Here is a 24,320-nt window from a genome sequence, read left to right on the forward strand (position 1 = left end):
ATGCAATCCTCAAAAGACCTTATCCGCCAGCCGGGCTATCAGGCGCTCTCCGAGCAGCAACAGCGGCTGGTGATCGCCAGCTACACGTACAGAAGCCTGCGCCTGGTCGAGATGTTCGACCGCCGCTACGACCAGTGCCTGGCAGGCCTCTTTGGCCGTGGCCTGGCAGCCTACGCGGCCGGCACGGCCCATGACAGCCGCGCCCTGAAGGCAGAGATCGGCACCCACATACCTGATACCGATGAGTTTGGTGAAGAGGAAGGGGCCTATGCGCAAAACGCTTTCATTGCTTTGGCCTATCTGATGGAAGCAGCAACCTCTGGCGACCTGGCTTTATTGCAGGCCAGTATTGAAATGACCCAGAACAACGCTGACTTGTTGTGTTACGAATGCGACCCTGATTACACGCTGGTGGCACTGCTGGCTGCTGAGCAGCAGGTGCTCGACAACTTGGTGGCGCAGGCGGCGGCAATCGCTTCGGCGGAGCCTGCCACCCTCGACCTGATCGCATCGCTGGCCCTGCCCCACAGGCTGTGATTGTTGTGATTTGATACGCCTGATTGAACAGCCCGGACATGAGGCCCTATGAAAACGTACAGCATTCGCGACGTGCTGCAGAACATCGCCCACATGCCTGACAGCTGGTTCTACCTGCCAGCGGCCGGATGGACGCTCGATACCCGCGGTGCGTTCTCACTGGACAGTCGTGATTTCGCCCCGAATCCACTGACTATCTGCCGTTTCAGGTATTTAGTGACGGTTGGGTATCGACACTGGAGAAGGCCATGATCGAAGACGTGATCTTCAACGTCGACCAGCAGTTGCCTCAAGCATCCATACAGAGGTACTTCAAGGCCTTCGAATACTTCTACCAGAACGACGCCTTCATCGAATTCAGCCCGCCCCGCGCTGATGCCCACGCCAATTCAGAGCAGGGTTAGCGTAAGCCTCCAGCGGGATGCACGGATATTCACCCTGTTTGCAAGGACCTCACAATCATGAGCCTCGTCGATAACTACCTCGCCGGCCTGCGCAAAGCCTTGCCGGCCGAACAACTCGATGAGTTGCAACCTGCACACGGCGCCAGCGCGGCAGATATTCAGCGGCTGGCCGAGCGTTATCCGCTGTGCCCCGACAGCCTGCTGGAGCTGCTTGGCCACATCGACGGCACGCACTATCGGGATTACCCCGCTGGCAAGGTTCTGGTGCTGGTACTGGGCTCCGATGTATTTGAGTACCCCTACTACCTCAGTTCGGTCGACCAGATCCTTGAAGAAAGTGTGGATTACACCCGCAGCATTGCGCAGATCTATGCCGGCTATCTGGACACTGAGCCCGACCTGGTCGGCCCCGGAATCGATGTTTCGCTGGGCATGCATGAGCGGCTGTGTTTCTCCCACTGCATGAACAATGGAGGAACTTCGAGGCTGTACATCGACTTCAACCCAGCGGCCGGCGGCAAGGTGGGCCAGGTCGTGCGCTACCTCCACGACCCTGACAGCTACAAGGTGATCGCGCCAAGCTTCGATCAGTATTTGCAGCAGTTGATCGATGACGATTACGCGTTCGTTTTCGAGGATGGCGACTACTGAGGCGCGGATACCATCGCCCTGAACTTAGGCTCTGTACGAAATGCATCCCAGCTCGGCCATGCTGCGTTGAAAACAGGCTCGATCGCGAGCCCGGTCGGAATGCTCATTTACAACCAGTAAACTCCGCTTCCTCGCCTGTTTTCGCCTTGCCTTGCCTTCGCTGGAATACATTTCATACAGAGCCTAGACCCATCAACCCGGCATGCCCCAGACCCTGGGCACCACAACTTCCCAGTGCTGGCACTTGCAAAGCTCACGATAGGCCTCTTCACTTTGCTCGGCTGAACGAACCAGCACCGCTGCAACCTCGCAGGCCTCTATAACAAACTCAGGGTTGAAGGAAGCCGCAGTTCGGCCTACCGCCGCGCCTGACTCGTTCAATATCAAATAACGCCCGCCAGTGGATTCTGCCTGCAGCGTCAATGGGGTGCCTGTTTGCAATCCACCTAATGCCGCATGAATCCAATGGCGCTCGCTCTGCCTGCCGGCATAGCCAAGGTCGATGTGTTTGAGGCTCAGCTGCAAATAGCGTTTACGCAGTTCGGGCATTGGCTGGCCGGTAAACCGCTTGCAAGCAACGCTGGGAGGCAGGCTACCGCTGAACGCTTCACCGCCGCCGAACTCGCACAGTGTCAGGGTCTGCTCCGCCCGGGTCATGCCGACGTAGTACAGCCGGCGCTCATCCTCGATATTTTTCTCATTGCGCATATCCCACCCGCCGTCCAACAGCGCCACATGGCGAAATTCCAGTCCCTTGGCAGAGTGCACCGTTCCAAGATACAAGCCCCTGTGAGGCTGTTGGCGGATTTCGCGCGCATAGTCATACAGCCAGTCGATCACCGCCTTGCATTGCAGTTGGCAATTACCGAGTTCGACTTCGAGTTCATCGAAAGCGGTTTCGAACAATGGCCTGGCATAGTCGTCGAGCGAAGACTGAACCAGCCGCCATGCCTCGCTTGCAGTGAGCGCCTGGCCTGACTGCTCAAGCTGGGCGACCACTGAAACGAACGCGCGCTGGCTGGTCAGCGGCAACACGCTGTCCTTGTCTGCCGCCAGGTGGTACTCGATCCCGTGCAACTCGCACCACGCCTGGACCGGGAGTAGATAGTGATGAGCGCGAGCCAGCACTGCACAACCATCCCAGAGGCCGTTTTCCAGGCCCAGCAACCGCTCCAGTTCAAGCATGGCAGCCTGGGCCTGGCAGTTGCCGTGTGCACGATCGGCCGCACCGATCTGCAAACGCAGCACGCGCCCCTGGCGCTCGGCGTCCAAAGCGCTCCACTCGCCACCGGCTGCATTCGCCGAACGGCGCGCGTCGATCATCACCGGCGCGTCGGCCTTCAGCCGCTGGCCGTTGAGGCCAATCAGGTGATTGGCCGCCGCGATGATGCAAGCGCTGGAGCGGTAGTTCTCCACCAGAAAGGCATTGCTGGCCTCGTATTCGTGGCGAAACTCTTCGATGTAACGATTGTTGGTCTCACGGAAGGCGTAGATGTTCTGATCGTCGTCGCCTACGGCAATGATGCACGGCTTGCCTTCATCGGATGAGCCGCGGCCAGTCAGCGCACTGACCAGGCGATACTGGACCTCGTCGATGTCCTGATATTCATCCACCAGGATGTATCGATAACCGCGCAGCAACTCGGCACGCTTGTTGGCACGGGCATCGTCGAGATCGTCTTGGGTCAGCGCCTGGTCTTCATCCTCATCCGGCTGCACCACAAGGGAGCCTTCGAGCAAGTCGACGGCGTCTTTCATCAATTTGCCCAATGCGCCTTCGTCCACCTCATCGCCACGCTCGAAGCGCGTGCCGGTAAGGCGCATGGCCAGGCTGTGGTAAGTCATCACGCTGACCCCATAGGCATCGGCCCCCACCAGCGCCACCAGGCGTTTACGGATCTGATTGGCGGCATGGCGATTGAAGGTCAGCGCCACGATGGCGCTGGCAGGCACCCGCCGAACGCGCAGCAAGTAGGCAATGCGGTGGACGATGACCCGCGTCTTGCCAGAACCAGGCCCGGCCAGCACCAGCCGGTTGGCGTCCAGGTCGTCGGTAACGATGGCACGCTGTGTGTCGCTCAAGGCCTCGACGATCATCTGCCAGGAGGCCTCGCTGGTGGCGTACTTGAGCACGTGCTCACGGCCAGCGAAATAGCGCTTCAGAAAAGCCGACTTATCGATATTGAAATAATCTGCCACCAGTTGGCGCGACCTTTGTGGATTACCTTGTGCTTGCTCGGCGTACTCGCGCATCACGTGTACCTGGATGCGTTTTTCGCGATAGTGCTCGTCGAGAAGTTGATAGTCCTCTTTAAGGTAACGGGAGCGCTGAAGATCGACGTTCAAAGTCATGGCCCGGCGCATCACGGTAACGCCGTGGTTGAGGCAAAAGACTTCCTGGCGATGCAGGAACAGCAACACCCGCTCGATGTACTTGCCGCGATTGGCCGGCACTCTCTGGCTCAGTTCCAGGTCTTGATCGATCAGTGCCTCCAGTTCGCCAAACGTCGCCTCGGCCACCTGGTTCTTTTTACGCGCAGGCAATTTGGCCAGCAAATGCTCAAGCAACTTGCTGGCGACCACAGCGCGTGTTTCTCGAATGCCCTCGAGTACTTGCCAACTGCTTTCCTTGCGAATGCTCAAGCGAATGTAATCGTGGCTGATCATGCGCAAGTCGAAACTGTTGGCGCGCCGTTCGGGATGGCCATCTCGGTCAGGCGCCAGGCCTCGCAACAGCCGCAGCACATCCAGCGGCAAGATGTTTTTACGGCCCAGGCGCAGCTTGAGTGCCGACGTCAGCATCGCGACGCTCATATCCTGCCAGCCGCCACCAGGCGCATCGGGCGCCTGTTCGCTAAGCGTCTCCAGCAATGCTTTTTCAAGCGCCAGCAACTCCTGGAGTTGCTGCTGCGAGCTTTCGGTGCGGCCGTTGCTGAGCACGACGGTAAATTGCGTGTCGCTGACCAGCAGCCCGCGTGCTTCCAGGTCCTTGAGCACAAAGGCAACTTCCTGAGGTTCCAGGCTGGCAAGGGCAACCAGGTTGTCGGTATTGATGCGCTCATCGGCATTGGCACGGTACAGGTAACGCAGGATCGACAGGTATTCTTGCCGGCGGCGGTCAGGCAGGTTCGACTCGCCAATGCGCTGCTCAGCCTCTTCGCGAGGCAGCGCCAGGCGAGAGGCGAAGATTTGCGTGTGGTTCTCCTCGCGGGTCAGATACCGGCCGCGCTCCAACCAGGCCACAGCGGTCACTACCTTGGTATCGGCATCGGCGGCATCAGCACCGAAGGAGGTCTGGATGCTGTCGTCCATGAGCACTTCGCCTGCGGTGATCACCAGGGGCTTCTGGCCACGGCGTCTGAACTCGCTGTTGAGCTTTTTGTGGATCTGCTGGATATCCCGCTGGCTCAAGCAGGCTCGCTCGCATAAGCCGAACTGAGTTTCGATGTCCTGCGGGTCATACAGCAACACCGCGTGCGCCAGCTGCTGGTCACGCCCTGCTCGCCCGGCCTCCTGCAGGTAGTTTTCCAGCGAGCCGGGAATGTCGGCATGCACCACCAGGCGGATGTCTTTTTCGTCCACCCCCATGCCAAAGGCATTGGTGGCCACGATGATCGGAACGTCGCCATCCTGATAGGCAGCCTGCACCTTGAGCTTTTCGGCAGGCTGCATGCCTGCATGAAAATGCTCGCACACAAGCCCCTGCCCCCTCAAAAACTCCGCCAACTGCTCAGCCGACTTGCGGCTGGCGACGAACACCACCGCCGCCCCTGGCTGCTGCGTCAAATGCTCATCAAGCAGCCGATAGACACGCTGCCACTTTTCAGCGCGGCTACAGGGCATCACCTCGAGTGTCAGATTGGTACGCTCGTGGCTGCCGAGGAACTCGGCGAAACTTACGCCCAGCGCGTCTTTGAAATGGCTGCGGATATCGGCCAGCACTTCCGGCTTGGCCGTTGCGGTGAAGCAGCCGATGGGCGCCGGCTCGCGCCCTGCGTGGTACTTGGCGATGTAGCGTGACACGTAGTGGTAATCCGGGCGGAAGTCGTTCCCCCATTTCGACAGGCAATGGGCCTCGTCGAACACCCAGCCACCGACTTCGCGCTGCTCGAGCGCCTTGCAGAAGGCGCGGTTACGAAATTGCTCTGGCGACACCAACAGGATGCCGATATCACCCAGGCGCAGTTTCTCCAGCACGTCCATGCGCTCGGGCAGCGTGAGCAGCCCATTGAAAGCGCTGGCGCAGTGAATTCCCTTGGCTGCCAGGCCATCAACCTGATCTTTCATCAGCGACTGCAGCGGCGAAACGATCACCGTCAGGCTGCCATTGCGGTGATAACGGTTGAGCGCCGGCAACTGATAGGTAATGGACTTGCCGGCACCGGTGGCCAGCACCGCCAGCACATGCTGCCCGCGCATGCCGGCCAGGGTGATGCGGTACTGGAGCGGTTCGCCGGAGCGCTCCCGGCGAAAATCCGGGTATTTGAAATAACGCCGCAGTTCGTGGCGCGGGTCATGCGTGGTGCAGCAGTACTGGCAGCCGTCATCGCCGCACGGCTGATCACGAAGCTCGCGGATGAGCGCGCCCACCTTCGGGAACTGATAGCGCACCCAGGGTGCGAGCACCGAGTTGCCACCCGACACCCGCAGCCAGGCAAGCACATAGGCGAGCGGCAGGTGCGCGTCGGGATCTCGCAGGTCTTCGGCGATCAGCTTTCGAAGGCGGGTGCGGCATACCTTGAGGTCGCGGTTGGCCTCGAAGTCGCGCTCAGCCAACTGCCGCTCGATCAAAGGCCCGATATCCTGCACCGCCCATGCCTGCTGCCCGGTCAACGCGGCGAACAGCCCCCCGGCATCGAGCTCGGGCGTGGGCGCCAGCAACGCCTGGTAGCAAAGCAGCTCGGCAGGCTCCAGCTCCTGCAATTCGGCAAAGGCCTGGCGCTGGTCATTGAACAGCGAGAGGGTCAGGCGGCAGTCCGCCAGTGGTGAATTGAGGGTGTCGCGGACCAGTTTGTAGTCCTTGACCAGCCGATGATAAGGGTTGCGCGGAAATGCCAGGGGCGAGAGGCGCAAAGTATCCAGCGCCGGCAGGTGGAGCAACCCGAGCTCTGCGGCCTGCTCGCGCAGGATGCGCAAGTCATGATCGAGCAGGTTATGCCCCAGCAGGTACTCCGCACCCTCGGCCAGCCCTTCCACCTGCGCCAGTACTTGCGGCAGGTTTTTCTTCACATCAAGTTCGAGTGAAGCGCCCAGATCCTGCCGAAGCGCCCCGACCTTGAAAATTTCTTCCGGCTTACCGGGCGTTGCCGGATAAACCTCAAGGTCGACAACGAGCGCTTTTTCCTGGTGCACGGGGAACATGTCTGACGCAATCCTTGCTTGAAACCTACAGAATTACGCAGAATACAGGCAAAGGGCCATGCATTAAACCTCTCTCGACGAACAACGCCGCGGCACAACTATGGGTAAGTTCTGTTAAAGCACCGTGGGCATGAGATTTATGCGACAACTGCGGCTGCACCCTTATCGATAAAACGTTATCGCCATGGGCGAGGAATTCATCGCAGTTATCGATACCCCGTATCGCTACCCTGGCAGCCGAAGATGCACCGCTCAACATCACCCGCTCCGCTGCCCCAACTTCATGGATGAACTCATGGCGCCCGATACACTTTCAGTGCTACTCGACTACCTGCTGCGGCTGCCTCCGATCATCGGCGTGCTTATCGCCGGGCTGTATTTCACACCCGCATTACGGCAAGGCCTGCGTGTACTCATCCTGATTGCGGCCTTCATCTGCCTGCGCGATCAAATGACCCCGGCCGGGCTGTGGGCACTTAGCGGGCAGCCTCCGCTGCGCTTTCACGCCAACCCCTGGGTGCTGTTCTTTCTCGGCAGCGCCTCCATGGTATCGCCGGTTTTGATCCGCACGTTCCTTGCGCAGTGCTGGCAGCTGGTCGTCGGCTTCAAAGCAAGCCCTGTCGCGGGCCTCGCGGTGGGTACCTGGCCGGCTGCCTGATTGGGCTGCCGATCAGGCTGCATTTTGGCCTCCCGCTTGCGCCACTCCCCTGGTTACTGGGTTTTGCCACACTGGCCTTTGCCGGCAACGCTTTGGAGGAGGTGCTGTTTCGCGGCATGCTCCAGGGATGGCTGGAGCGCCGCATGACGGCCTGGTACGCAGCAATCGGCAGTGCGCTGGCGTTCTGCGCCTGCCACTTTTACCTGGCTTTCATCCTCACAAACGCGGGCTGGCCTGTGCTGGTCTTCACACTTCTAGAAGGTGTGGCCTGCGCGCTGGTGCGCCTCAAATGGGGCACCTGGCCTGCCGTACTCACCCATGGCACTGCAATTTTGCTCATTGGGGCGCCGCTGCAACCCTGAGAATGCAATGAGTTTCGCAGTGTTTCACCGGCAATTTTAGGCCAGTCACCGATTTACAAATCCTTCACACTACCGGCCGCCTCACTCAAGCCATCCACCCGGCAGCCGATAGCTCATGGGCGGCGCAAGGCAGGTCAATTTCAGCGCGCCGCTGGTGGCCATTAGCCTTCAACTCTATAATCCGCCTCCCTGCGCCTGCCCGTGCGGGCGCGATGGACGCCACACCCTACAAGGAGCTGTTCTTGAAACCCATCTTCACCCCGGTTGCCCTTCCCTTGCTGGCGGCCGCGTACCCTGGCCGTGCTCAGCGGCTGCGCCGCCACCGAAACCTCCCGTGCCCTGCCCGTGGCCCAGGTCGAAAGCGTCGCCCGCCCCTACAGCGGCGTGCGCTCGCCGATTGCGGTCGGCAAGTTCGACAACCGTTCCAGCTACATGCGCGGGATCTTCTCCGACGGCGTCGACCGTCTTGGCAGCCAGGCCAAGACCATCCTGATCACTCACCTGCAGCAGACCGGCCGCTTCAGCGTGCTGGACCGCGACAACCTGGGCGAAATCCAGCAGGAGTCCACCTACAAAGGCCAGGCCCAACGCCTGAAAGGCGCCGATTACGTGGTCACTGGGGATGTAACCGAGTTCGGCCGCAAGGAAGTGGGCGACCAGCAGCTGTTCGGCATTCTCGGCCGCGCCAAGAGCCAGGTGGCCTACGCAAAGGTGGCGCTGAACATCGTCGATAGCGCCACTTCGGAAGTGGTCTATTCCACCCAGGGTGCAGGCGAATATGCACCGTCGAACCGCGAAATCGTCGGCTTTGGCGGCACCGCCAGCTACGACTCCACCTTGAACGGCAAAGTGCTCGACCTGGCCATGCGCGAGGCAGTGAACAAGCTGGTCGACGCCGTGGACAGCGGCGCCTGGAAACCCCAACGCTGATCGAAGGAGCGATGCATGAACAAGGTGTTCACGTTGGCAGCCACCGTGCTGGTGTGCGGCTGGCTGGCCGGCTGTGCCGGGCCACGCCCCCTCTACCAATGGGAGGGTTATCAGGCCCAGGTGCGCGGCTACTTCAAGGGTGATTCCAAGGAAGCGCAGTTGCAGGCGCTGGATGCCGGCCTTGAGCGCATCAAGGCCAAGGGCGGCGCAGTGCCGCCAGGCTACCACGCCCAGATGGGCCTGCTGTGCGCCGACCTCGGCCAGCAAGGCCGGATGGTGCAGGAGTTCCAGGCGGAGAAGGCGCTGTTTCCGGAGTCGGCCACCTACATGGACTTTCTGCTGAAAAACGCAGGCAAGGCTGCTGACCCCGCCGGCAACCGCGTATCGAGCACAACACCGGCGGCCGAAGCGGCAGGGAAATCGCTATGAACACATGGATCAAGGGCCTGGCACTGATCGGCCTGGCAGCACTCGCCGGCGGCTGCGCCCCGGTCAAGACCGTCGACTACCAGGCCTACAAGCAGGCTCGCCCACGCTCGATCGTGGTGCTGCCGCCGCTGAACGAGTCGCCTGATGTGAAGGCCACCTACAGCCTGTTGTCGCAGGTCACCGTGCCACTGGCCGAAGCCGGTTACTACGTGGTGCCGGTGGCACTGGTGGATGAAACCTTTCGCCAGAACGGCGTGACGGCAGCAGGCGATGCTCACCAGCTGCCGCCGGCGAAGTTGCGCGAGATCTACGGCGCCGATGCCGGGCTGTACATCACCGTGAGTGACTACGGCACCAAGTACATGGTGCTCGCCAGCGCCACCATCGTGACCGTCCAGGCCCGCCTGGTCGATCTCAAGACCAACACCACCCTCTGGACCGGCAGCGCCAGTGCGTCGAGCCAGGAAAACCAGAACAACTCAGGTGGCGGCCTGGTCGGGATGCTGGTGGTGGCGGCAGTCAACCAGATCGTCTCCAACGTGGTCGAAGACGCTGGCTACCCTGATCGCCGGGATGGCCAGTGCGCGGTTGTTGTCGGCCGGGCATCCGCCAGGCTTGCTGTATGGGCCGCGCTCCCCACGTTACGGCAGCGACTGATCCAGGTGCCCCGTCCGCAGCACCGGCGGCCACCTCGTTCGGGACGGCCGCTCAGGCGTTGCATTTACCCAACCCTATGGCGTTCAGGCAATCTCCCACCCCACACAGCCTTGCAGGCGATGCCCCTTGCTCTGCCTCGCGCGCTTCGCTATATAGTCGCCTACACAACGACAATGCCAAGGAGCTGCTGCATGACTGCCTTCACCCCTCGTTTCGCCGCGCTGGCCCTGAGCCTGGTAGCGTTCTCCGCCCAGGCCGATGAAGTCCAGGTGGCGGTGGCCGCCAACTTCACCGCGCCCATCCAGGCGATCGCGCAGAGTTTCGAGAAAGACACCGGCCACAAACTGGTAGCCGCCTATGGCGCCACCGGGCAGTTCTACACCCAGATCAAGAACGGCGCGCCCTTCCAGGTGTTCCTTGCGGCCGACGACAGCACCCCGGCCAAGCTTGAGCAGGAAGGCGAAACGGTCAAGGGCTCGCGCTTTACCTACGCCATCGGCACGCTGGCGCTGTGGTCGGCCAAGGAAGGGTATGTCGACGACAAGGGCGAGGTGCTCAAAAAGAACAGCTACGAACACCTGTCCATCGCCAACCCCAAGGCGGCGCCTTATGGCCTGGCTGCCACCCAGGTGCTGAACAAGCTTGGCCTTGCCGATACCACCAAGGCCAAGATCGTGGAAGGCCAGAACATCACCCAGGCTTATCAGTTCGTTTCCACCGGTGCAGCGGAACTGGGCTTTGTAGCGCTGTCGCAGATCTACAAGGACGGCAAGGTCACCAGCGGTTCGGCGTGGATCGTGCCTTCCGAGCTGTACGATCCGATCAAGCAAGACGCCGTGATCCTCAGCAAAGGCAAGGACAACGCTGCCGCCAAAGCCTTGGTCGAGTACCTCAAAGGCCCGAAAGCGGCGCAGATCATCAAGTCCTACGGTTACGCCCTCTGATGCCACTGGATGCCGCTGACTGGGCGGCTATCCGCCTGACGCTGGAGCTCGCCAGCCTCACCACCGTGCTGTTGCTGCTGCTGTGCACACCACTGGCGTGGTGGCTGGCGCACGGCCGCTCGCGCTGGCGCGCGGTGGTGGGTGCAGTGGTGGCGCTGCCGCTGGTGCTGCCGCCGACGGTGATCGGCTTTTACCTGCTGCTGTTGCTCGGCCCGCACGGTTGGGTGGGCCAGGCGACCCAGGCTTTGGGGCTGGGCACCGTGGTGTTCAGCTTCGCCGGGCTGGTGATCGGTTCGATGATCTATTCACTGCCGTTCGTGGTGCAGCCATTGCAGAACGCCTTCAGCGCCATCGGCCCACGCCCGCTGGAAGTGGCCGCCACACTGCGCGCCTCACCGCTGGACTGCTTCTTCAGCGTGGTAGTGCCCCTTGCGCGCCCGGGCTTCATCACCGCCGCGATCCTCGGGTTTGCCCATACGGTGGGTGAATTCGGCGTGGTGTTGATGATCGGTGGCAACATCCCCGGCAAGACGCGTGTGGTGTCGGTGCAGATTTTCGATCATGTCGAAGCCATGGAGTTTGCCCAGGCCCATTGGCTGGCAGGTTCGATGGTGATCTTCTCTTTCCTCGTGATGCTGGCGCTCCATGCCAGGCGCGGGCCCAAGGCTGCCTGGAGTTGACCGCCGTGCCCCCTGCCCTGCAAGCCCGGCTGCTGGCCGACCGTGGCGACTTCCACCTGGAAGTGAACCTGGCTCTTCCGCCTACCGGTATTACCGCGCTGTTCGGCCAGTCAGGCTCGGGCAAGACCACGCTGCTGCGTTGCCTGGCAGGGCTCGAGCGCGCAGAAGACGCCTACATCGAAGTCGCCGGCGAAGTGTGGCAATGCACGCGCCGCAACATCTTCGTGCCGCCGCATCGGCGGCCGTTGGGTTACGTGTTCCAGGAGGCCAGCCTTTTCCGCACCTCTCGGTGCAGGCCAACCTGGATTATGGCTGGCGGCGCGTGCCCGCTTCGCAGCGGCGCATCTCTCATGCTGCGGTCTGCAGCATGCTTCGGTATCGGCCACCTGCTGGCACGCAGCGCCGGCCAGCTCTCCGGTGGCGAACGCCAACGGGTCGGGATTGCTCGGGCGTTATCGACCAGCCCGCGGCTGCTGCTCATGGACGAGCCCCTCGCCGCGCTGGACAAGGCCCGCAAGAACGAGATCCTCCCCTACCTTGAGCGCCTCCACGCCGAGCTGGATATCCCGGTGATCTACGTCAGCCATGCTCAGGACGAAGTGGCGCGCCTGGCCGACCATCTGGTGTTGCTGGAGCGCGGCGAAGTGGTCGCCAGCGGCCCGATCACCGAGACCCTGGCCAGGCTCGACCTGCCACTGGCGCAAGACAGCGACGCAGGGGTAGTGCTGGAGTGCCAGGTGCAAGGGTTCGACGCACAATATCAGTTGCTGGGGCTGCGCCTGCCGCAAAGCGAGGCCAGCCTATGTATCGCCCATCCGCAACGGCCGGCCGGCAGCCGGCTGCGGGTTCAGGTGCAGGCACGTGACGTGAGCCTGAGCCTGCACCGTGAAAGCCAAAGCAGCATCCTCAACCGCCTGCCGGCCACGGTGCGCCAGGTCCAGCTGGTGGGCGCACATGCGCTGGTGCGCCTGGACTGCGCCGGGGCACCACTGCTCGCCAGGGTGACACGCTACTCGGCCGATCAACTGGGGCTGGCGCCAGGCGCTGCGGTGTGGGCACAGATCAAGGCGGTGGCAGTACTGGCCTGAGCCCTGCCGCAGAGCGGCGAAACTTTCGTCAGGGGCGCCGGGTCGGACCTATCAACACCGCCCGGAGAGCACCCCATGGCCCACGAGCCCGCCGATGCCGCCGCCCGCGCCGCCGACGTGCTGCCCGAACAGGCTCAGGCAGTCAATTCGCTTAAAGTGCTGACGGTCAACACCCACAAGGGCTTCAGCGCCTTGAACCGCCGTTTCGTATTGCCGGAACTGCGTGATGCCGTGCGCGCGCTGTCGGCCGATGTGGTGTTTCTGCAAGAGGTGCTGGGCCGCCACAGCGGCCACGGCGAGCGTTACGAGAACTGGTCAGACACACCGCAGTACGAATTTCTCGCCGACAGCATGTGGCCGGTCTATGCCTACGGCCGCAATGCCGTCTACCCGGAGGGTGATCACGGTAACGCGCTGCTCTCGAAATTCCCGATCTTGCGCCACGACAACCTCGATGTGACCGTCAGCGGCCATGAAGAGCGCGGGCTGCTGCACTCGGTGCTCGCGGTGCCGGGCCAGGGTGAGGTGCACACGGTGTGCATCCACCTGGGCCTGCACGAAAGCCAGCGGCAGATGCAGCTCAAGCTGCTGTGCCAACTGCTCGAAAGCCTCGGCCGCTACGAACCGGTGATCGTGGCAGGCGACTTCAATGACTGGCGCCTCAAGGCGAGCGGCGTGCTTGAAGCGTGCGGCCTGCGGGAGGTTTTCACCCAGGCCTACGGCGCGCCGGCGCGCAGCTTCCCGGCACGCTGGCCCTGGCTGCGGCTGGACCGCATCTACCTGCGCAACGCCGAGGGCCACTGCCCTCAGGTGTCGTCACGCAAGCCCTGGTCGCATCTGTCCGACCATGTGCCGTTGGCCGTGGAGGTTCGCCTGTGAGCGTTGGCAATGCACTGGAGCTGCTGATCAATGGCGACGCCTTCTACCCCCGGGTGTACCAGGCGATCGACGCCGCGCGCGAAGAGGTGCTGCTGGAGACCTTCATCTGGCGAGAGGACGAGGTGGGCCGTGCACTGCAGGCTCATTTGATCACCGCCGCCAAACGCGGCGTGCGGGTCGAGGTACTGGTCGACGGCTACGGCAGCGATGAACTGAGCGCACCCTTCGTGGAGGCGCTGGCCGACGCCGGTGTGCGCCTGCTGGCCTTCGATCCCAGCCCGCGGCGGCTTGGGGTGCGAACGAACCTGTTCCGCCGTTTGCACCGCAAGATCATCGTGGTCGACGGAGAAATCGGCTTCATCGGCGGCATCAACTTTTGCGCCGACCACTTGAGCGACTACGGGCCGATGGCCAAGCAGGACTACGCCGTGCAGGTGCGCGGGCCGGTGGTGCAGGCGCTGCATGAAGCCAGCCTGCGGTTGATGGACGAAACCGCACGCGCTGAGCCGCGAACCCAAGCCCTGGCTCACTCGCCAGGTGCCTCTGGAAGCCGATACCGCTACCGCCACTGCCAGCCTGTGGATCCGCGACAACCAGCGCCACCGCGACGACATCGAGGAGCGATACCTGCTCGCCATCGACCAGGCGCGGGAACGCATCCTGATCGCCAACGCCTACTTCTTCCCAGCTACCGCTTGCTGCGCGCTTTGCGCGAGGCGGCGCGGCGCGGTGTCGAGGTCACCTTGATGCTGCAGGGCATGCCCGACATGCCGCTTGTGCGCCTGTGTTCTCGCCTGCTCTACAACGACCTGCTGCGCGATGGCGTGCAGATCCGCGAGTACACCCAACGCCCGTTGCACGGCAAAGTCGCGGTGATCGACCGCCACTGGTCCACGGTGGGCTCCAGCAATCTGGACCCGCTGAGCCTGTCGCTGAACCTTGAGGCCAATCTCGTGATCGACGACAGCGCGTTCAATAGCCGGTTGCATGAGCACTTGCACCACCTCATCCAAGCGCACAGCAAGCAAGTCACCCTGCAACGGGTGCTGCGTGGCCACTGGTGGCGTGCGCCGCTTGTATTCTCGCTTCCACTTCCTGCGTCACTTCCCGGCCTGGATAGGCCTGCTGCCCGCTCACCGCCCACGGCTCAAGCCATGGGCGCCCGTCACAGAAGAAGGGGCACAGATGCCCGAAGGAGGTGCCGGATGAAGCGCTCGGGCTGGGCTATGGTGCTGCGTGCGCCGAACTGGGTATGCCTGATCGGCGTGCCGGTGCTGCTTTACTTTCTGTTGCGTAATCAGGACTGGAACGAAGTCTGGCAAGGCTTGAGGCGCTACCCGGCGACGACCTTGCTGGTCGGTGCAGTGATCGCGCTGGTCAGTTATGCGGTGTTCAGCGGTTTCGACCTGATCGGCAAAGCCTACACCGGCCACCCGCTACGCCGCGGGCAGGTGATGCTGATCGCATTCGTATGCTACGCGTTCAACCTCAACCTCAGCTCATGGGTCGGCGGCATTGCGCTGCGCTACCGCCTCTACACCCGACGCGACGTTAAAGCGGCCACTGTCACGCGCATCCTCAGCCTGGGCCTGGTCACCAATTGGTCCGGCTATCTGTTGATCGCCGGTATCGTTTTCGCCTGCGGCTTGCCGGCATCGCCTGACAGCGTGCACATTGGCGCGACCAGCCTGCGCGTCGCAGGCGTTCTGATGGTGATGGCCAGCGTAAGCTGGGTGTTGGCTTGCCGTTTCTCACGCAAGCGCGCATGGAAATGGAAAAGCCATGAAATCACCCTGCCCTCGGCGCCCATGGCGTTGCTACAGGTGGCAAGCGGTGCGCTCAACTGGGCACTGATGGGTACGTTGATGTGGTGGGTGATGCCTTCGGGTGCAGACTTTCCGACGGTCCTGGCCATCTTGCTGATCAGCAGCATCGCCGGGGTGATCGCCCACATTCCCGCAGGGCTGGGGTGCTCGAGACGATTTTCATCACACTGATGCAGGGCCAATACAACAAAGGTACCTCGCTGGCGGCGCTGATCGCCTACCGCGCGCTGTACTTTCCGATGCCGCTGGCGCTGGCGTGCCTGGTTTACCTCGATATGGAGCGTCGAGCGATCGCCCATGCGGCGCCTTCTACTCAAGGATGAAACCGGCATAACGCGTGGACATTTCCGACAGGTTGTAGCGTCGCTCAGCCAATCAGCACTCCGTAGTCTGGGCCGTCCGAATCAAAGACGCCCATCATGCGAAGGAGTGCATCATGAAGCCCATCCCGCAGGCGGCCTCGCCTGGCAGAACGCTAATCATCGTCGCGCTGGCCGCCCTGCTGCCCTTGGCAGCGGGCCTGGTCGCAACCTTTCATGCCGTTGAACACACCCTTCAACGCGAAACCCATAAAGTGCTGCACAAGGCGCTGAGGCAGCTGGATCAGCTCTTCAACGAAACCGCCGCAGCGGCCATGCGCCTGCATCCACTGGATGCCGCCCATTGCAAGCAGTCGAAACCGACGCAGCCGCACGCAGTAAGGCACCATTTGTTCGTGAGTGAATTCAAGCTGGTGGGTGACTGCTCCACGCGGATGAGCGAGCCCGAAACCGAAGAACAGGACGTTGCCTGGTCGCTGATGATTCACCCCCCCACCGCTCCGGGTGACGGCCTCGGCAAGCTGCACATGCGCTACGGCACCGAACAGCAACACCTGCTGATGGTGCTGAACATCCAGAGCGTCACCCGCTGGATGAAAATGATCAGTGACGACACCTATCTGACCCTGCGTATAGGCGACTATCAGGTCTGGGACGATGGCGCGCTGCTGCACGGCCGCACCACCGACAACCAGCAATACGCGTCGACGGCGAAGTCCTCTTCCTGGCCTTACGAAATCACCAGTACCCTGTCTGCAGACGACGTTCTGCGTGCTTTCCGCGACGGCCTGCTCCAGATGCTGGTCAAGCTCGGTGCGCTCTCGGTCGTCTGCGCCGGGCTTTGCCACTGGGCACTGACCCGTACGCGCGGTTGAGGGCACCAGGGCGGTGCAAGCGCTAGCCGTTGCGCCTGCTAGCCTTTATCGAAGCCAGGCCCGGCCTTGAATGCCTGTAAAGAAATGCATGCCTTCGCCTGCCGCTTGCGGTAATGTGCCCGCCCGCTCTGTTCCGACACTTTCGCACGAGGTTCCTTTGCACAAAGGCATCATCGCATCGGTTGCCGCATCCGCCCTGTTTGCCACGATGTATTACTACACTTCCTTGCTCACGCCACTGACCGGCGAGGAGATTTTCGGCTGGCGCATGTCGCTGACACTGCCCTGCGTGACGCTGTTTCTGATCACCACCGGCGATTGGCGCCTGGCCGCAGGTTTGCTGCGGCGCATCCGTGCCACGCCAGTGCTGCTTATCGGCTGCATGGCCACTGCCGCGCTGATGGGTGTGCAGCTCTGGCTGTTTCTCTGGGCGCCGCTGCACGGCCGCAGCCTGGAGGTATCCATGGGCTGATTCCCTGCTGCCCTTGACCATGGTGCTGACCGGCAAGCTGCTGTGGAACGAGCGCCTGTCTCGGCTGCAAACCGTGGCCGTGTGTTTTGCTGCCGTTGGTGTAGGCCATGAGGTGCTGCGCCACGGCTCCTTCGCCTGGGAAACGCTGGTCGTCGCGCTGGGTTATCCGGTCTACTTCGTGATTCGCCGGCGCTGCCGCAACGACCACCTGGGCGGGCTGTGGGTCGATATGCTGCTGCAATCGCCAGTGGCGCTGTGGTTTGTCTGGCAGGGGCCACTGTCGAGTGCCGACCTTGCCGCACACCCGGGTTTGTATGGGCTGATCCCGGTGCTGGGCGCGATCAGCGCAGCGGCGCTGGTCAGCTACGTCACCGCCAGCCGGAGCCTGCCGTTCTCCCTGTTCGGCCTGCTCAGCTACGTCGAGCCCGCATTGCTGGTGGTGGTGTCTCTGCTGCTGGGCGAAACCATCGGTAGCGATCAATGGCCCACCTACGGGTTCATCTGGCTTGCGGTGGCCGTGCTGATCCTCGAAGGCGCCCGGCATCTGATACGCCAACGGCGCCGCATCTGAAGCTGCAGGCGCGAAGGGATCGTTCCGAGCGCCGCGCAATCAAAGCACCATCACCCCGATGGACAGCGGTGAAGGTATTGCTCAGAATGCAACGCCCACACGGATCACGCGCGACAGCGCCAGCCACAGCATTTGGCGAGCCAAGGAACATGATCATCGCCCCCGACTGGATCATCTGCGAGCATTGCGACACCCGATATCGCGCCGCGCCCCTCACTCGTGGGCAGACGGCCCACTGCCGGCGCTGCGGGGCAGTGCTCTGGCGCGCGCCGCGGTTCAATCTGCAACAGCAATTGGCACTGACTGTCACGGCCGCGCTGCTGTTCCTGTTCGCCAACATCTTCCCTGTGATCAGCATTCGCATGGAGGGCCTCGGCAATGCCGCCACGCTGGCGCAATCGGTGCAGGCTCTGGCGCGGGGCGAGATTACGCCAATGGCTGCCGTCACTGCGCTGACCATCATCCTGGCGCCGATGCTGCAGATCCTGTTGCTCGGCTGGCTGCTCTGCCATGCCGTGGCCGGGCGAGTTGCGCCAGGCTTTCGGGTTTGCATGCGTACACTTGAGCACTTGCGCCCCTGGAGCATGCTGGAGGTGTGCCTGCTGGGTATTCTGGTGGCGATCATCAAGCTGGGGGGCATGCTCGATGTGCATCCCGGCGTTGGTTTATGGGCATTATCGATGCTCACTGTGCTGTTGATCCTGATCTCCGGCAAAGGTGTGCAGCAACTGTGGCGGCTGTACGAGGCGCGCCATGAGTAAACTGCCGTTCGCTCGCGATCAAGGCCTGGTCCACTGCCATACCTGCTCCAGAGTATGCTCGCAGGCCGAGGCCCGGTGCCCGCGCTGCGACAGCCGTTTGCATGCACGCAAACCGAACTCGATCGCTCGTACCTGGGCATTCCTGCTGGCAGGGCTCATCTTCTATATCCCCGCCAACGTGCTGCCGGTGATGAACACGCGCATGTTCGGCAACGCTGCCGAGAACACCATCATGAGTGGCGTGATCGAGTTCTGGAAAGGCGGCTCCTGGGACATCGCCCTGCTCATCTTTTTCGCCAGCATCGTGGTGCCGTGCCTCAAGTTCCTGGCACTGGGCATGTTGCTGGTGACCTGCCAGCGCCGCAGCACCTGGGCGATGCTGCAGCGGGCCAGGCTGTTTCGTTTCATCGAGCTGATCGGCTATTGGTCGATGCTCGACGTGCTGGTGGTGGCGCTGGTCGCCGCCCTGGTGCAGTTTCAGAGCCTGAGCGCGATTTCGCCGCGCCCGGGTATTCTGTTTTTCGGCGCAGTAGTGGTACTCACCATGCTCGCAGCCATGAGTTTCGACCCCCGCCTGATCTGGGACGCAGAGGTAGACGATGACTGATCAAGGACACTCCCCGGCGCCCGGCCTTCCGGAGGTGAAGCGTCGCCGCTTCAGCGTTTCACTGGTGTGGCTGGTGCCGATCGCCGCGGCCGTCTGTGGGTATCACGATGCTGATCCACGGCACGCTGTCGGCGGGGCCGCAGATCAACATCGACTTCCAGACCGCCGAGGGCCTGGAGGCCAACAAGACCCAGGTCAAGTACAAGAACGTGGTGATCGGCCACGTGACCGACATCAACCTGGCCAGCGACCGCAGCCGCGTCACCGCCACGGTAGCGCTCAATGCCTCGGCCAGCGCCTTCTCCTCCGAAGACACTCAGTTCTGGGTCGTGCGCCCACGCATCGGTGCCCAAGGCATTTCTGGGGTCGATACCCTGCTCTCCGGCGCCTTCATCGGTGCCGACCCAGGCCGCTCGGAGAAAACCCGCCGCGACTTCACCGGCCTTGAAACGCCACCCCCGATTACCTACGGGCAGAAAGGCCGGCGCTTCAACCTGCACACCGACGACCTGGGCTCGCTGGACATCGGCTCGCCGGTCTATTACCGGCGCATTCAAGTAGGCCAGGTGATCTCTTACCGCCTCTCGGACGACGGCAAAGGCATCGACGTGCAGATCTTCATCAACTCGCCCAACGACAAATTCGTCACCGACGACAGCCGTTTCTGGAACGCCAGTGGCGTTGATGTTGCCCTGGGCGCTGCCGGGCTCAAGGTCAATACCCAGTCGATGGCGGCGATCCTGTCCGGCGGCGTGGCATTCGTCGAGCCCAAGTACAGCCCTGAACGCAAAACCTGCCGAGCAATGGCACACCTTCAACCTCTTCGACGACCAGGAAAACGCCCTGGCGCCACCAGATGGCGAGGCGCGCTACATCAGCATGCGCTTCAACCAGTCGCTGCGTGGCCTGGCGGTAAATGCGCCGGTCGAGTTCCACGGTGTGAACTTGGGCCGAGTGGTGTCGGTCGACCTTGACTACGACCAGGACAGCAAGGCGTTCCCGACCGTGGTAGGCGCTGTGATCTACCCGGCGCGGCTGGGCAAGGCCTACGAGAAGATCCTCGCCCAGTGGGGCGCTGAGGACGATGCACGCTCGGCGCAATTGATGGCCGCGTTCGTCAAACAAGGCCTGCGTGCCCAGGCTCGCAGTGCCAACCTCATCACCGGCCAGCTGTTGATTTCGCTGGACTTCGTGCCCAATGCGGCGCCGGTCAAATTCAACATGGCCGCACGGCCATTGGAGATTCCCACCGTGCCCGGCAGCCTGGACAAACTCCAGGAGCAGCTCCAGGCGATGGTGGAAAAACTCGGCAAACTGCCTATCAACGAGATCGGCGACAACCTCAATGGCAGCCTGGCGCAGCTGAGCAAAACGCTCGGCCAGGTGAACGGCTCGACCTTGCCACAACTGAACCAGACCCTGGCGCAAGCGCAGAAGACGCTGGCCAGTGCCGGCAAGGCGCTGGGTGAGGACTCGCCGCAACGCCAGGAAATCAGCGATGCCATGCAAGACCTGCAGCGCACCGCCCGCTCGGTGCGTGCCCTCGACCGATTTCCTTGGCCGCCACCCCGAAGCGCTGATCCGTGGCCGCACGGGCCAGGGCAAGCCCTGACGCCTACCGCTCCTCCGATTCCACTTCCCGCGAGGCCGAACAGCCATGAACCTTCGAACCCCGCGTGTACTGGCACTGCTCGGCGCCCTGGCGCTCTCGGCGTGCAGCTCGGTACCCACCCATTACTACACGCTCATGCCCACCGACACTGGGCGCAGCCCCGCGCCAACACCCGGCCCTGCGTTTCAATTGCAGTCGGTGCGCATTCCGGTGCAGGTCGACCAGCCTTCGCTGGTGATTCGCCAGAGCCAGGGCGGCCTGGCGATCCTGGACAATGAACGCTGGGCAGCGCCACTGGCCGACGAATTCCATGACGCGTTGGCCAACCGCCTGGAGCAGGCACTGGGTGGCCGCGACCTGGCGGGCATGCCGCAAGCCGCAGGGTGTCCCGGTGCTGAGCGTCCGTGCGGATGTCAGGCGCTTCGATTCACCGCCGGGCGAATACGCGCTGATCGATGTGGTATGGAGCATCACGCTTAGCGGAGAGCAACCGCGCAGCCTCACTTGCGGCAGCCATTTGAGAGTACCGAGCCAGGCGTCGCTTGCAAGTGTGGTGCTGGCCCATCAGCAGGCAATTGGGCAGCTGGCCGAGGCCATCGCCGGCAGCGGCCGTGCGCTGGCCAATGCGCCGCAGGCAGGCTGCCCTCGCTGAGGCCTGCGCTGGCGGCAGGTCGGGGCGGCTGGTAAAGTCGCCGCCTTCACATGCCGCGAGACCTGCCATGAAGCTTCTGCCCGCCTTGGCCTTGAGCCTGATCGCCTGCGCCTTGCCCAGCCTTGCCAATGCCCATGCGCACCTCTCGGGCGCTGCAACCGACGCTACTCAACTCGAACTGGTGTTCTCCGAAGGCCTCGAAGCGGCTTTCTGCCAGGTCACGCTGAGCGACAGCCAGGGCCGCCCGCTGCCTACCGGATCACCCACCACCGCACCCGACGACAAGCGGGTACTGTTGGTGCAGCCAGCTGCCTCACTGCCGCCTGGCGACTATGATCTGAAATGGCGAGTGGTGTCGGTCGATACCCATGCCAGCAACGGTACATTCCACTTCACAATCAAGCCGTAACCCGATGACTTTACTGGTTTTATTTCGCTTCACGCATTACCTCTGCCTGATGCTGCTGTTTGGCGTATCACTGTTGCGCCGCGCGCCTTGCGCCTTCCAAGGCGGTGCTGCCCCTACGGCGCTTGATGGACCCCTTTCTCTGCCTTGTTGCGCTGTTCGCGCTGCTCAGCGGCGTAGGCTGGCTGCTGGCAACAAGCGCGCAATTGAGCGGCAGCTGGGTGCAAGGGGTGCAGTCGGCAACGTTGCGTAGCGTGCTGTTCGGCACCTTCTTCGGCAAAATCTGGGGCGTGCACCTGGTGCTGTGCCTGTTGCAACTGGTGTACTGGCGCCTGCCTGGCCGGCGGTCGCACACCCCTGCACTCGCCCTGTCGACGCTAGCCCTTGCAACCATGGCACCGGTGGGCCATGTGGCGATGTTCACTGGCATCGAAGGTGGCCTGATGGTGTTGAACCAGATGCTGCACTTGCTCTGCGCGGGCGCCTGGCTTGGGGGTCTTTTCCTGCTAATCTGGATGAGCTTCAAGCCACAACTCGTTGATTTAAAAGACTCAATGCGTCAGTTCAGCCTTATCGGCGTGCCATTGGTTGGGATAATCCTTATCAGCGGGGTCATCAACACGCGTTTGATCACCGGGCAGTTCCTGCCATCAGGTTCGGCGTTCGCAACGGTACTTGCGTTCAAGGCTGCGGCAGTGCTCGCCATGCTGGGTTTTGCGCTCTACAACCGATACCAGGCACGCCGCGTTCCGCCTGCGGGTATGCGCACGGCACTGATTGCCGAGGCCTTGTGCGGGGTGTTCGCACTGGGAGCGGTGGCCTGGCTAGGCACACTGGCACCCGTTCCAATGGGGGCAGCATGAAAGCTCAAGCGCGGCATATTCTCGTAGCGACGGCCGAGCAGGCCGAAGCGCTCAAACAGCGCCTGGCCAAGGGCGAGGCGTTCGACGCTGCTGGCCCGCAAGCACTCGCAATGTCCATCCGGCAAGCGCGGGGGCGACCTGGGAGAACTGCGACCGGGTCAATTGGTGCCGGCGATCGATCAGGTGATTTTCAAAAAGCCGCTGCGTACCGTGCATGGCCCGATCAGGAGCAAATTCGGGTACCACCTGGTGCAGGTTTTCTTTCGAGGCTGATGCCTTGCGCACGTACAGCCACGCAGCCTGCGCCTCCTGAGGTCGCAGAGGGGAAGGTAAAACACCCGCCGCTTCATTTAAAAATATTTTTATATTAAAAACATTGGCTTATCGAATATTACTCATCCTTTTTAGCCAATAAATCACCTAAAAGGCAGGATTTCGTTTTCAAGGTATGGAATCAGTAAAAACCCACGTATTTTCAGGGTATTGCAATAGCTTTTTCAGAACCAGTGGTCGATTGGACTTGCCAGTTCGTCAGGTGTTTTGGATGATCAACACTTACCACCCGCACACGCAACGGAGGCGCAGCGGTTTCACATGAGCCTGAACAAGCCAGAACTCGGCCTCAAACGCGACTTGCAAGGCGTCGCCTCGGACCTCAAATGGTCTGCGGTGGAGTTGTTGCAGATCGCCAAGCGCCTCGAAAACAGCGGCAGCCTCGCCGACGCGCAGAATCTCAAGCGCATGGCGGAGATTTTCCAGCGCGATGAAACGCAGCTCAATGAGTATGCCGACGCGCTGAAAGAAGGCCGCCTGCAGTGCGCCGGAGTGCCGACGCCGCCTTGACCTGCGTCACAGCTGCGAAACTTTGCCGGTGGCACCGATTGCATGCACGCGGATGAACGGTGAAAATGCGAGGCGTTTTCATTCACTCATCAGTACGCCCATGCCGCCACGCTACAGCCCTTCCCGCCGCGCCCTGCACTGGCTTTCAGCCTTGATGATCCTCTGGGCGACTTTCAGTGGTTTTGGCGTTCTGGCACTGCCTCCGGATGCTCCGCTGCGGCTTTGGGTCGAGCAGTTCAACCCGCAAGCCACCTCCGTGTTCATTCCCCTGTTCGCCTGGCGCTGCCTGCTGCGCTGGCGCGCCACCGATGGCCATGACGGGCAGCGCCTGGCGCACAACGTGCACCTGGCACTTTACGGCTTGACTGCCGTGGTGCTGGTCACTGGCGTGTTGATGATGGCTCACCCGGTGAGCATGTTCGGTGTGTTCACCCTGCCCGAGCTGGTCTACGACGGTGCCTGGCTCGCTCGCCTGCACCAGTGGCATCACGTGGCCTGCATGTTGCTCGCTCTGCTGGTCACACTGCACCTGCTGGCTGTCGCCTGGCATCACCTCAATGGCCGGCGCATTCTTGCGCGCATGCTGTAGCGTCACTTGCAGCGCGCGCTGCCTTGAAATATTCCGGACACCGGCTACCCTGACTCTCCGCTTGCGGTTCAGCGTCACGCTTGAACACCACAACCTCAGGAGGAAGCCTCTTCATGCCCACCGCAATACCCGCCTTGTTTCTCAACGCCCTCGTATGCGCCGACCCCACTCACAGTGTGTGCATGCCCCCGCAATTCGTCTGGAGCGCGCCCAAATCGGTCGCCGATCATCGCCGGGCCAGCCGCTGCGAAGATTTCGCCGAAACCCTCAATCGTGCCCAGCAAGACAAAACCATTCTTTATCGCTGCGACGAAGAACGCGGCGCCTGAGTTCGCTATCCTGC

20 protein-coding genes and 8 pseudogenes are annotated in these 24,320 nt (G+C 62.2%); 27 read left to right on the forward strand and 1 reads right to left on the reverse strand.

Annotated elements, in window-relative coordinates; all coding sequences use genetic code 11:
• The 3 genes from LN139_RS09855 (at position 1) to LN139_RS09865 (ending at position 1,592) form a co-directional block, all read left to right on the forward strand.
• Positions 1 to 537 carry a hypothetical protein gene (locus tag LN139_RS09855; protein ID WP_236359736.1) on the forward strand — a complete coding sequence of 179 codons (537 nt, stop codon included), beginning with the start codon at positions 1 to 3 and terminating at the stop codon, positions 535 to 537.
• Positions 538 to 785: 248 nt separating this feature from the next.
• Complete coding sequence (locus LN139_RS09860) at positions 786 to 941, forward strand: DUF7716 domain-containing protein (protein ID WP_236359737.1); 156 nt, start codon at positions 786 to 788, stop codon at positions 939 to 941.
• A 57-nt stretch (positions 942 to 998) separates the two neighbouring features.
• Positions 999 to 1,592, forward strand: coding sequence for an SMI1/KNR4 family protein (locus LN139_RS09865; RefSeq protein ID WP_236359738.1), 594 nt, complete (start codon positions 999 to 1,001; stop codon positions 1,590 to 1,592).
• Positions 1,593 to 1,784: 192 nt separating this feature from the next.
• Here LN139_RS09865 and LN139_RS09870 read toward each other — a convergent pair whose 3' ends face one another.
• Complete coding sequence (locus tag LN139_RS09870) at positions 1,785 to 6,953, reverse strand: RecQ family ATP-dependent DNA helicase (protein ID WP_236359739.1); 5,169 nt, start codon at positions 6,951 to 6,953, stop codon at positions 1,785 to 1,787.
• Positions 6,954 to 7,137: 184 nt separating this feature from the next.
• Between LN139_RS09870 and LN139_RS25160 the strand changes: the two genes are divergently transcribed.
• The 24 genes and pseudogenes from LN139_RS25160 (at position 7,138) to LN139_RS09980 (ending at position 24,306) form a co-directional block, all read left to right on the forward strand.
• Positions 7,138 to 7,611, forward strand: a complete 474-nt coding sequence (locus tag LN139_RS25160; RefSeq protein WP_329611030.1) for a hypothetical protein — start codon at positions 7,138 to 7,140, stop codon at positions 7,609 to 7,611.
• A 101-nt stretch (positions 7,612 to 7,712) separates the two neighbouring features.
• Positions 7,713 to 7,973: a CPBP family intramembrane glutamic endopeptidase gene (locus tag LN139_RS25165; RefSeq protein WP_329611031.1), complete on the forward strand. Its 261-nt coding sequence runs from the start codon at positions 7,713 to 7,715 to the stop codon at positions 7,971 to 7,973.
• 212 nt (positions 7,974 to 8,185) lie between these two features.
• Positions 8,186 to 8,903: pseudogene (locus LN139_RS09880) on the forward strand (CsgG/HfaB family protein).
• 15 nt (positions 8,904 to 8,918) lie between these two features.
• Positions 8,919 to 9,332 carry a DUF4810 domain-containing protein gene (locus LN139_RS09885; protein ID WP_236359741.1) on the forward strand — a complete coding sequence of 138 codons (414 nt, stop codon included), beginning with the start codon at positions 8,919 to 8,921 and terminating at the stop codon, positions 9,330 to 9,332.
• A pseudogene (locus LN139_RS09890) lies at positions 9,329 to 9,989 on the forward strand (DUF799 domain-containing protein). The gene LN139_RS09885 and the pseudogene LN139_RS09890 overlap by 4 nt, the downstream one beginning before the upstream one ends.
• Positions 9,990 to 10,180: 191 nt before the next feature.
• Positions 10,181 to 10,933, forward strand: a complete 753-nt coding sequence (gene modA, locus LN139_RS09895; protein ID WP_236359742.1) for a molybdate ABC transporter substrate-binding protein — start codon at positions 10,181 to 10,183, stop codon at positions 10,931 to 10,933.
• Positions 10,933 to 11,613: a molybdate ABC transporter permease subunit gene (gene modB / locus LN139_RS09900; RefSeq protein ID WP_236359743.1), complete on the forward strand. Its 681-nt coding sequence runs from the start codon at positions 10,933 to 10,935 to the stop codon at positions 11,611 to 11,613. The genes modA and modB overlap by 1 nt, the downstream gene beginning before the upstream one ends.
• 5 nt (positions 11,614 to 11,618) lie before the next feature.
• The gene (modC, locus tag LN139_RS09905; RefSeq protein WP_236359744.1) at positions 11,619 to 12,701 is read left to right on the forward strand and encodes a molybdenum ABC transporter ATP-binding protein; all 1,083 of its coding nucleotides are present in this window, start codon (positions 11,619 to 11,621) and stop codon (positions 12,699 to 12,701) included.
• Between the two features lie 75 nt (positions 12,702 to 12,776).
• Positions 12,777 to 13,580: an endonuclease/exonuclease/phosphatase family protein gene (locus LN139_RS09910; RefSeq protein ID WP_236359745.1), complete on the forward strand. Its 804-nt coding sequence runs from the start codon at positions 12,777 to 12,779 to the stop codon at positions 13,578 to 13,580.
• Positions 13,529 to 14,789: pseudogene (gene clsB, locus LN139_RS25595) on the forward strand (cardiolipin synthase ClsB). Before LN139_RS09910 ends, clsB begins: the two are co-directional and overlap by 52 nt.
• A pseudogene (locus LN139_RS25600) lies at positions 14,786 to 15,729 on the forward strand (lysylphosphatidylglycerol synthase transmembrane domain-containing protein). Before clsB ends, LN139_RS25600 begins: the two co-directional pseudogenes overlap by 4 nt.
• A gap of 113 nt (positions 15,730 to 15,842) precedes the next feature.
• A complete protein-coding gene (locus LN139_RS09925) occupies positions 15,843 to 16,601 on the forward strand; it encodes a CSS-motif domain-containing protein (RefSeq protein ID WP_236359748.1) in 759 nt (252 codons plus the stop codon).
• 157 nt (positions 16,602 to 16,758) lie between these two features.
• Positions 16,759 to 17,644, forward strand: a pseudogene (rarD, locus tag LN139_RS09930) (EamA family transporter RarD).
• Positions 17,645 to 17,793: 149 nt separating this feature from the next.
• Positions 17,794 to 18,405, forward strand: a complete 612-nt coding sequence (locus LN139_RS09935; RefSeq protein ID WP_236359749.1) for a paraquat-inducible protein A — start codon at positions 17,794 to 17,796, stop codon at positions 18,403 to 18,405.
• The gene (locus LN139_RS09940; RefSeq protein WP_236359750.1) at positions 18,398 to 19,012 is read left to right on the forward strand and encodes a paraquat-inducible protein A; all 615 of its coding nucleotides are present in this window, start codon (positions 18,398 to 18,400) and stop codon (positions 19,010 to 19,012) included. Before LN139_RS09935 ends, LN139_RS09940 begins: the two co-directional genes overlap by 8 nt.
• Positions 19,005 to 20,624, forward strand: a pseudogene (locus tag LN139_RS09945) (PqiB family protein). The gene LN139_RS09940 and the pseudogene LN139_RS09945 overlap by 8 nt, the downstream one beginning before the upstream one ends.
• Before the next feature lie 135 nt (positions 20,625 to 20,759).
• Positions 20,760 to 20,930, forward strand: a pseudogene (locus LN139_RS25605) (ABC-type transport auxiliary lipoprotein family protein); the annotation flags it as partial.
• A 40-nt stretch (positions 20,931 to 20,970) separates the two neighbouring features.
• Positions 20,971 to 21,276 carry an ABC-type transport auxiliary lipoprotein family protein gene (locus LN139_RS25610; protein WP_442964402.1) on the forward strand — a complete coding sequence of 102 codons (306 nt, stop codon included), beginning with the start codon at positions 20,971 to 20,973 and terminating at the stop codon, positions 21,274 to 21,276.
• A gap of 67 nt (positions 21,277 to 21,343) precedes the next feature.
• Complete coding sequence (locus LN139_RS09955) at positions 21,344 to 21,685, forward strand: copper resistance protein CopC (RefSeq protein WP_236359751.1); 342 nt, start codon at positions 21,344 to 21,346, stop codon at positions 21,683 to 21,685.
• Positions 21,686 to 21,936: 251 nt separating this feature from the next.
• Positions 21,937 to 22,545, forward strand: a complete 609-nt coding sequence (locus tag LN139_RS09960; protein WP_236359752.1) for a CopD family protein — start codon at positions 21,937 to 21,939, stop codon at positions 22,543 to 22,545.
• Positions 22,542 to 22,818: pseudogene (locus tag LN139_RS09965) on the forward strand (peptidylprolyl isomerase). The gene LN139_RS09960 and the pseudogene LN139_RS09965 overlap by 4 nt, the downstream one beginning before the upstream one ends.
• A gap of 321 nt (positions 22,819 to 23,139) precedes the next feature.
• Positions 23,140 to 23,388 carry a hypothetical protein gene (locus LN139_RS09970; protein WP_236359753.1) on the forward strand — a complete coding sequence of 83 codons (249 nt, stop codon included), beginning with the start codon at positions 23,140 to 23,142 and terminating at the stop codon, positions 23,386 to 23,388.
• 100 nt (positions 23,389 to 23,488) lie between these two features.
• Complete coding sequence (locus LN139_RS09975; protein ID WP_236359754.1) at positions 23,489 to 23,977, forward strand: cytochrome b; 489 nt, start codon at positions 23,489 to 23,491, stop codon at positions 23,975 to 23,977.
• A gap of 113 nt (positions 23,978 to 24,090) precedes the next feature.
• Positions 24,091 to 24,306, forward strand: a complete 216-nt coding sequence (locus LN139_RS09980; protein WP_236359755.1) for a hypothetical protein — start codon at positions 24,091 to 24,093, stop codon at positions 24,304 to 24,306.
• Positions 24,307 to 24,320: the final 14 nt, after the last annotated feature.

It is taken from the genome of Pseudomonas sp. KNUC1026, assembly GCF_021650705.1.
Classification (GTDB): domain Bacteria; phylum Pseudomonadota; class Gammaproteobacteria; order Pseudomonadales; family Pseudomonadaceae; genus Aquipseudomonas.

What these genes read in the sequence shown, in the direction of transcription:
- LN139_RS09855 (WP_236359736.1), top strand. Translation starts at nt 1, where the DNA reads ATGCAATCCTCAAAAGACCTTATCCGCCAGCCGGGCTATCAGGCGCTC.
- LN139_RS09885 (WP_236359741.1), top strand. Translation starts at nt 8,919, where the DNA reads ATGAACAAGGTGTTCACGTTGGCAGCCACCGTGCTGGTGTGCGGCTGG.
- modB (WP_236359743.1), top strand. Translation starts at nt 10,933, where the DNA reads ATGCCACTGGATGCCGCTGACTGGGCGGCTATCCGCCTGACGCTGGAG.
- LN139_RS09970 (WP_236359753.1), top strand. Translation starts at nt 23,140, where the DNA reads ATGAGCCTGAACAAGCCAGAACTCGGCCTCAAACGCGACTTGCAAGGC.
- modA (WP_236359742.1), top strand. Translation starts at nt 10,181, where the DNA reads ATGACTGCCTTCACCCCTCGTTTCGCCGCGCTGGCCCTGAGCCTGGTA.
- LN139_RS09870 (WP_236359739.1), bottom strand. Translation starts at nt 6,953, where the DNA reads ATGTTCCCCGTGCACCAGGAAAAAGCGCTCGTTGTCGACCTTGAGGTT.
- LN139_RS09940 (WP_236359750.1), top strand. Translation starts at nt 18,398, where the DNA reads ATGAGTAAACTGCCGTTCGCTCGCGATCAAGGCCTGGTCCACTGCCAT.
- LN139_RS09865 (WP_236359738.1), top strand. Translation starts at nt 999, where the DNA reads ATGAGCCTCGTCGATAACTACCTCGCCGGCCTGCGCAAAGCCTTGCCG.
- LN139_RS09980 (WP_236359755.1), top strand. Translation starts at nt 24,091, where the DNA reads ATGCCCACCGCAATACCCGCCTTGTTTCTCAACGCCCTCGTATGCGCC.
- LN139_RS09935 (WP_236359749.1), top strand. Translation starts at nt 17,794, where the DNA reads ATGATCATCGCCCCCGACTGGATCATCTGCGAGCATTGCGACACCCGA.
- LN139_RS25160 (WP_329611030.1), top strand. Translation starts at nt 7,138, where the DNA reads ATGGGCGAGGAATTCATCGCAGTTATCGATACCCCGTATCGCTACCCT.
- LN139_RS09955 (WP_236359751.1), top strand. Translation starts at nt 21,344, where the DNA reads ATGAAGCTTCTGCCCGCCTTGGCCTTGAGCCTGATCGCCTGCGCCTTG.
- LN139_RS09860 (WP_236359737.1), top strand. Translation starts at nt 786, where the DNA reads ATGATCGAAGACGTGATCTTCAACGTCGACCAGCAGTTGCCTCAAGCA.
- LN139_RS09910 (WP_236359745.1), top strand. Translation starts at nt 12,777, where the DNA reads ATGGCCCACGAGCCCGCCGATGCCGCCGCCCGCGCCGCCGACGTGCTG.
- LN139_RS09975 (WP_236359754.1), top strand. Translation starts at nt 23,489, where the DNA reads ATGCCGCCACGCTACAGCCCTTCCCGCCGCGCCCTGCACTGGCTTTCA.
- LN139_RS09925 (WP_236359748.1), top strand. Translation starts at nt 15,843, where the DNA reads ATGAAGCCCATCCCGCAGGCGGCCTCGCCTGGCAGAACGCTAATCATC.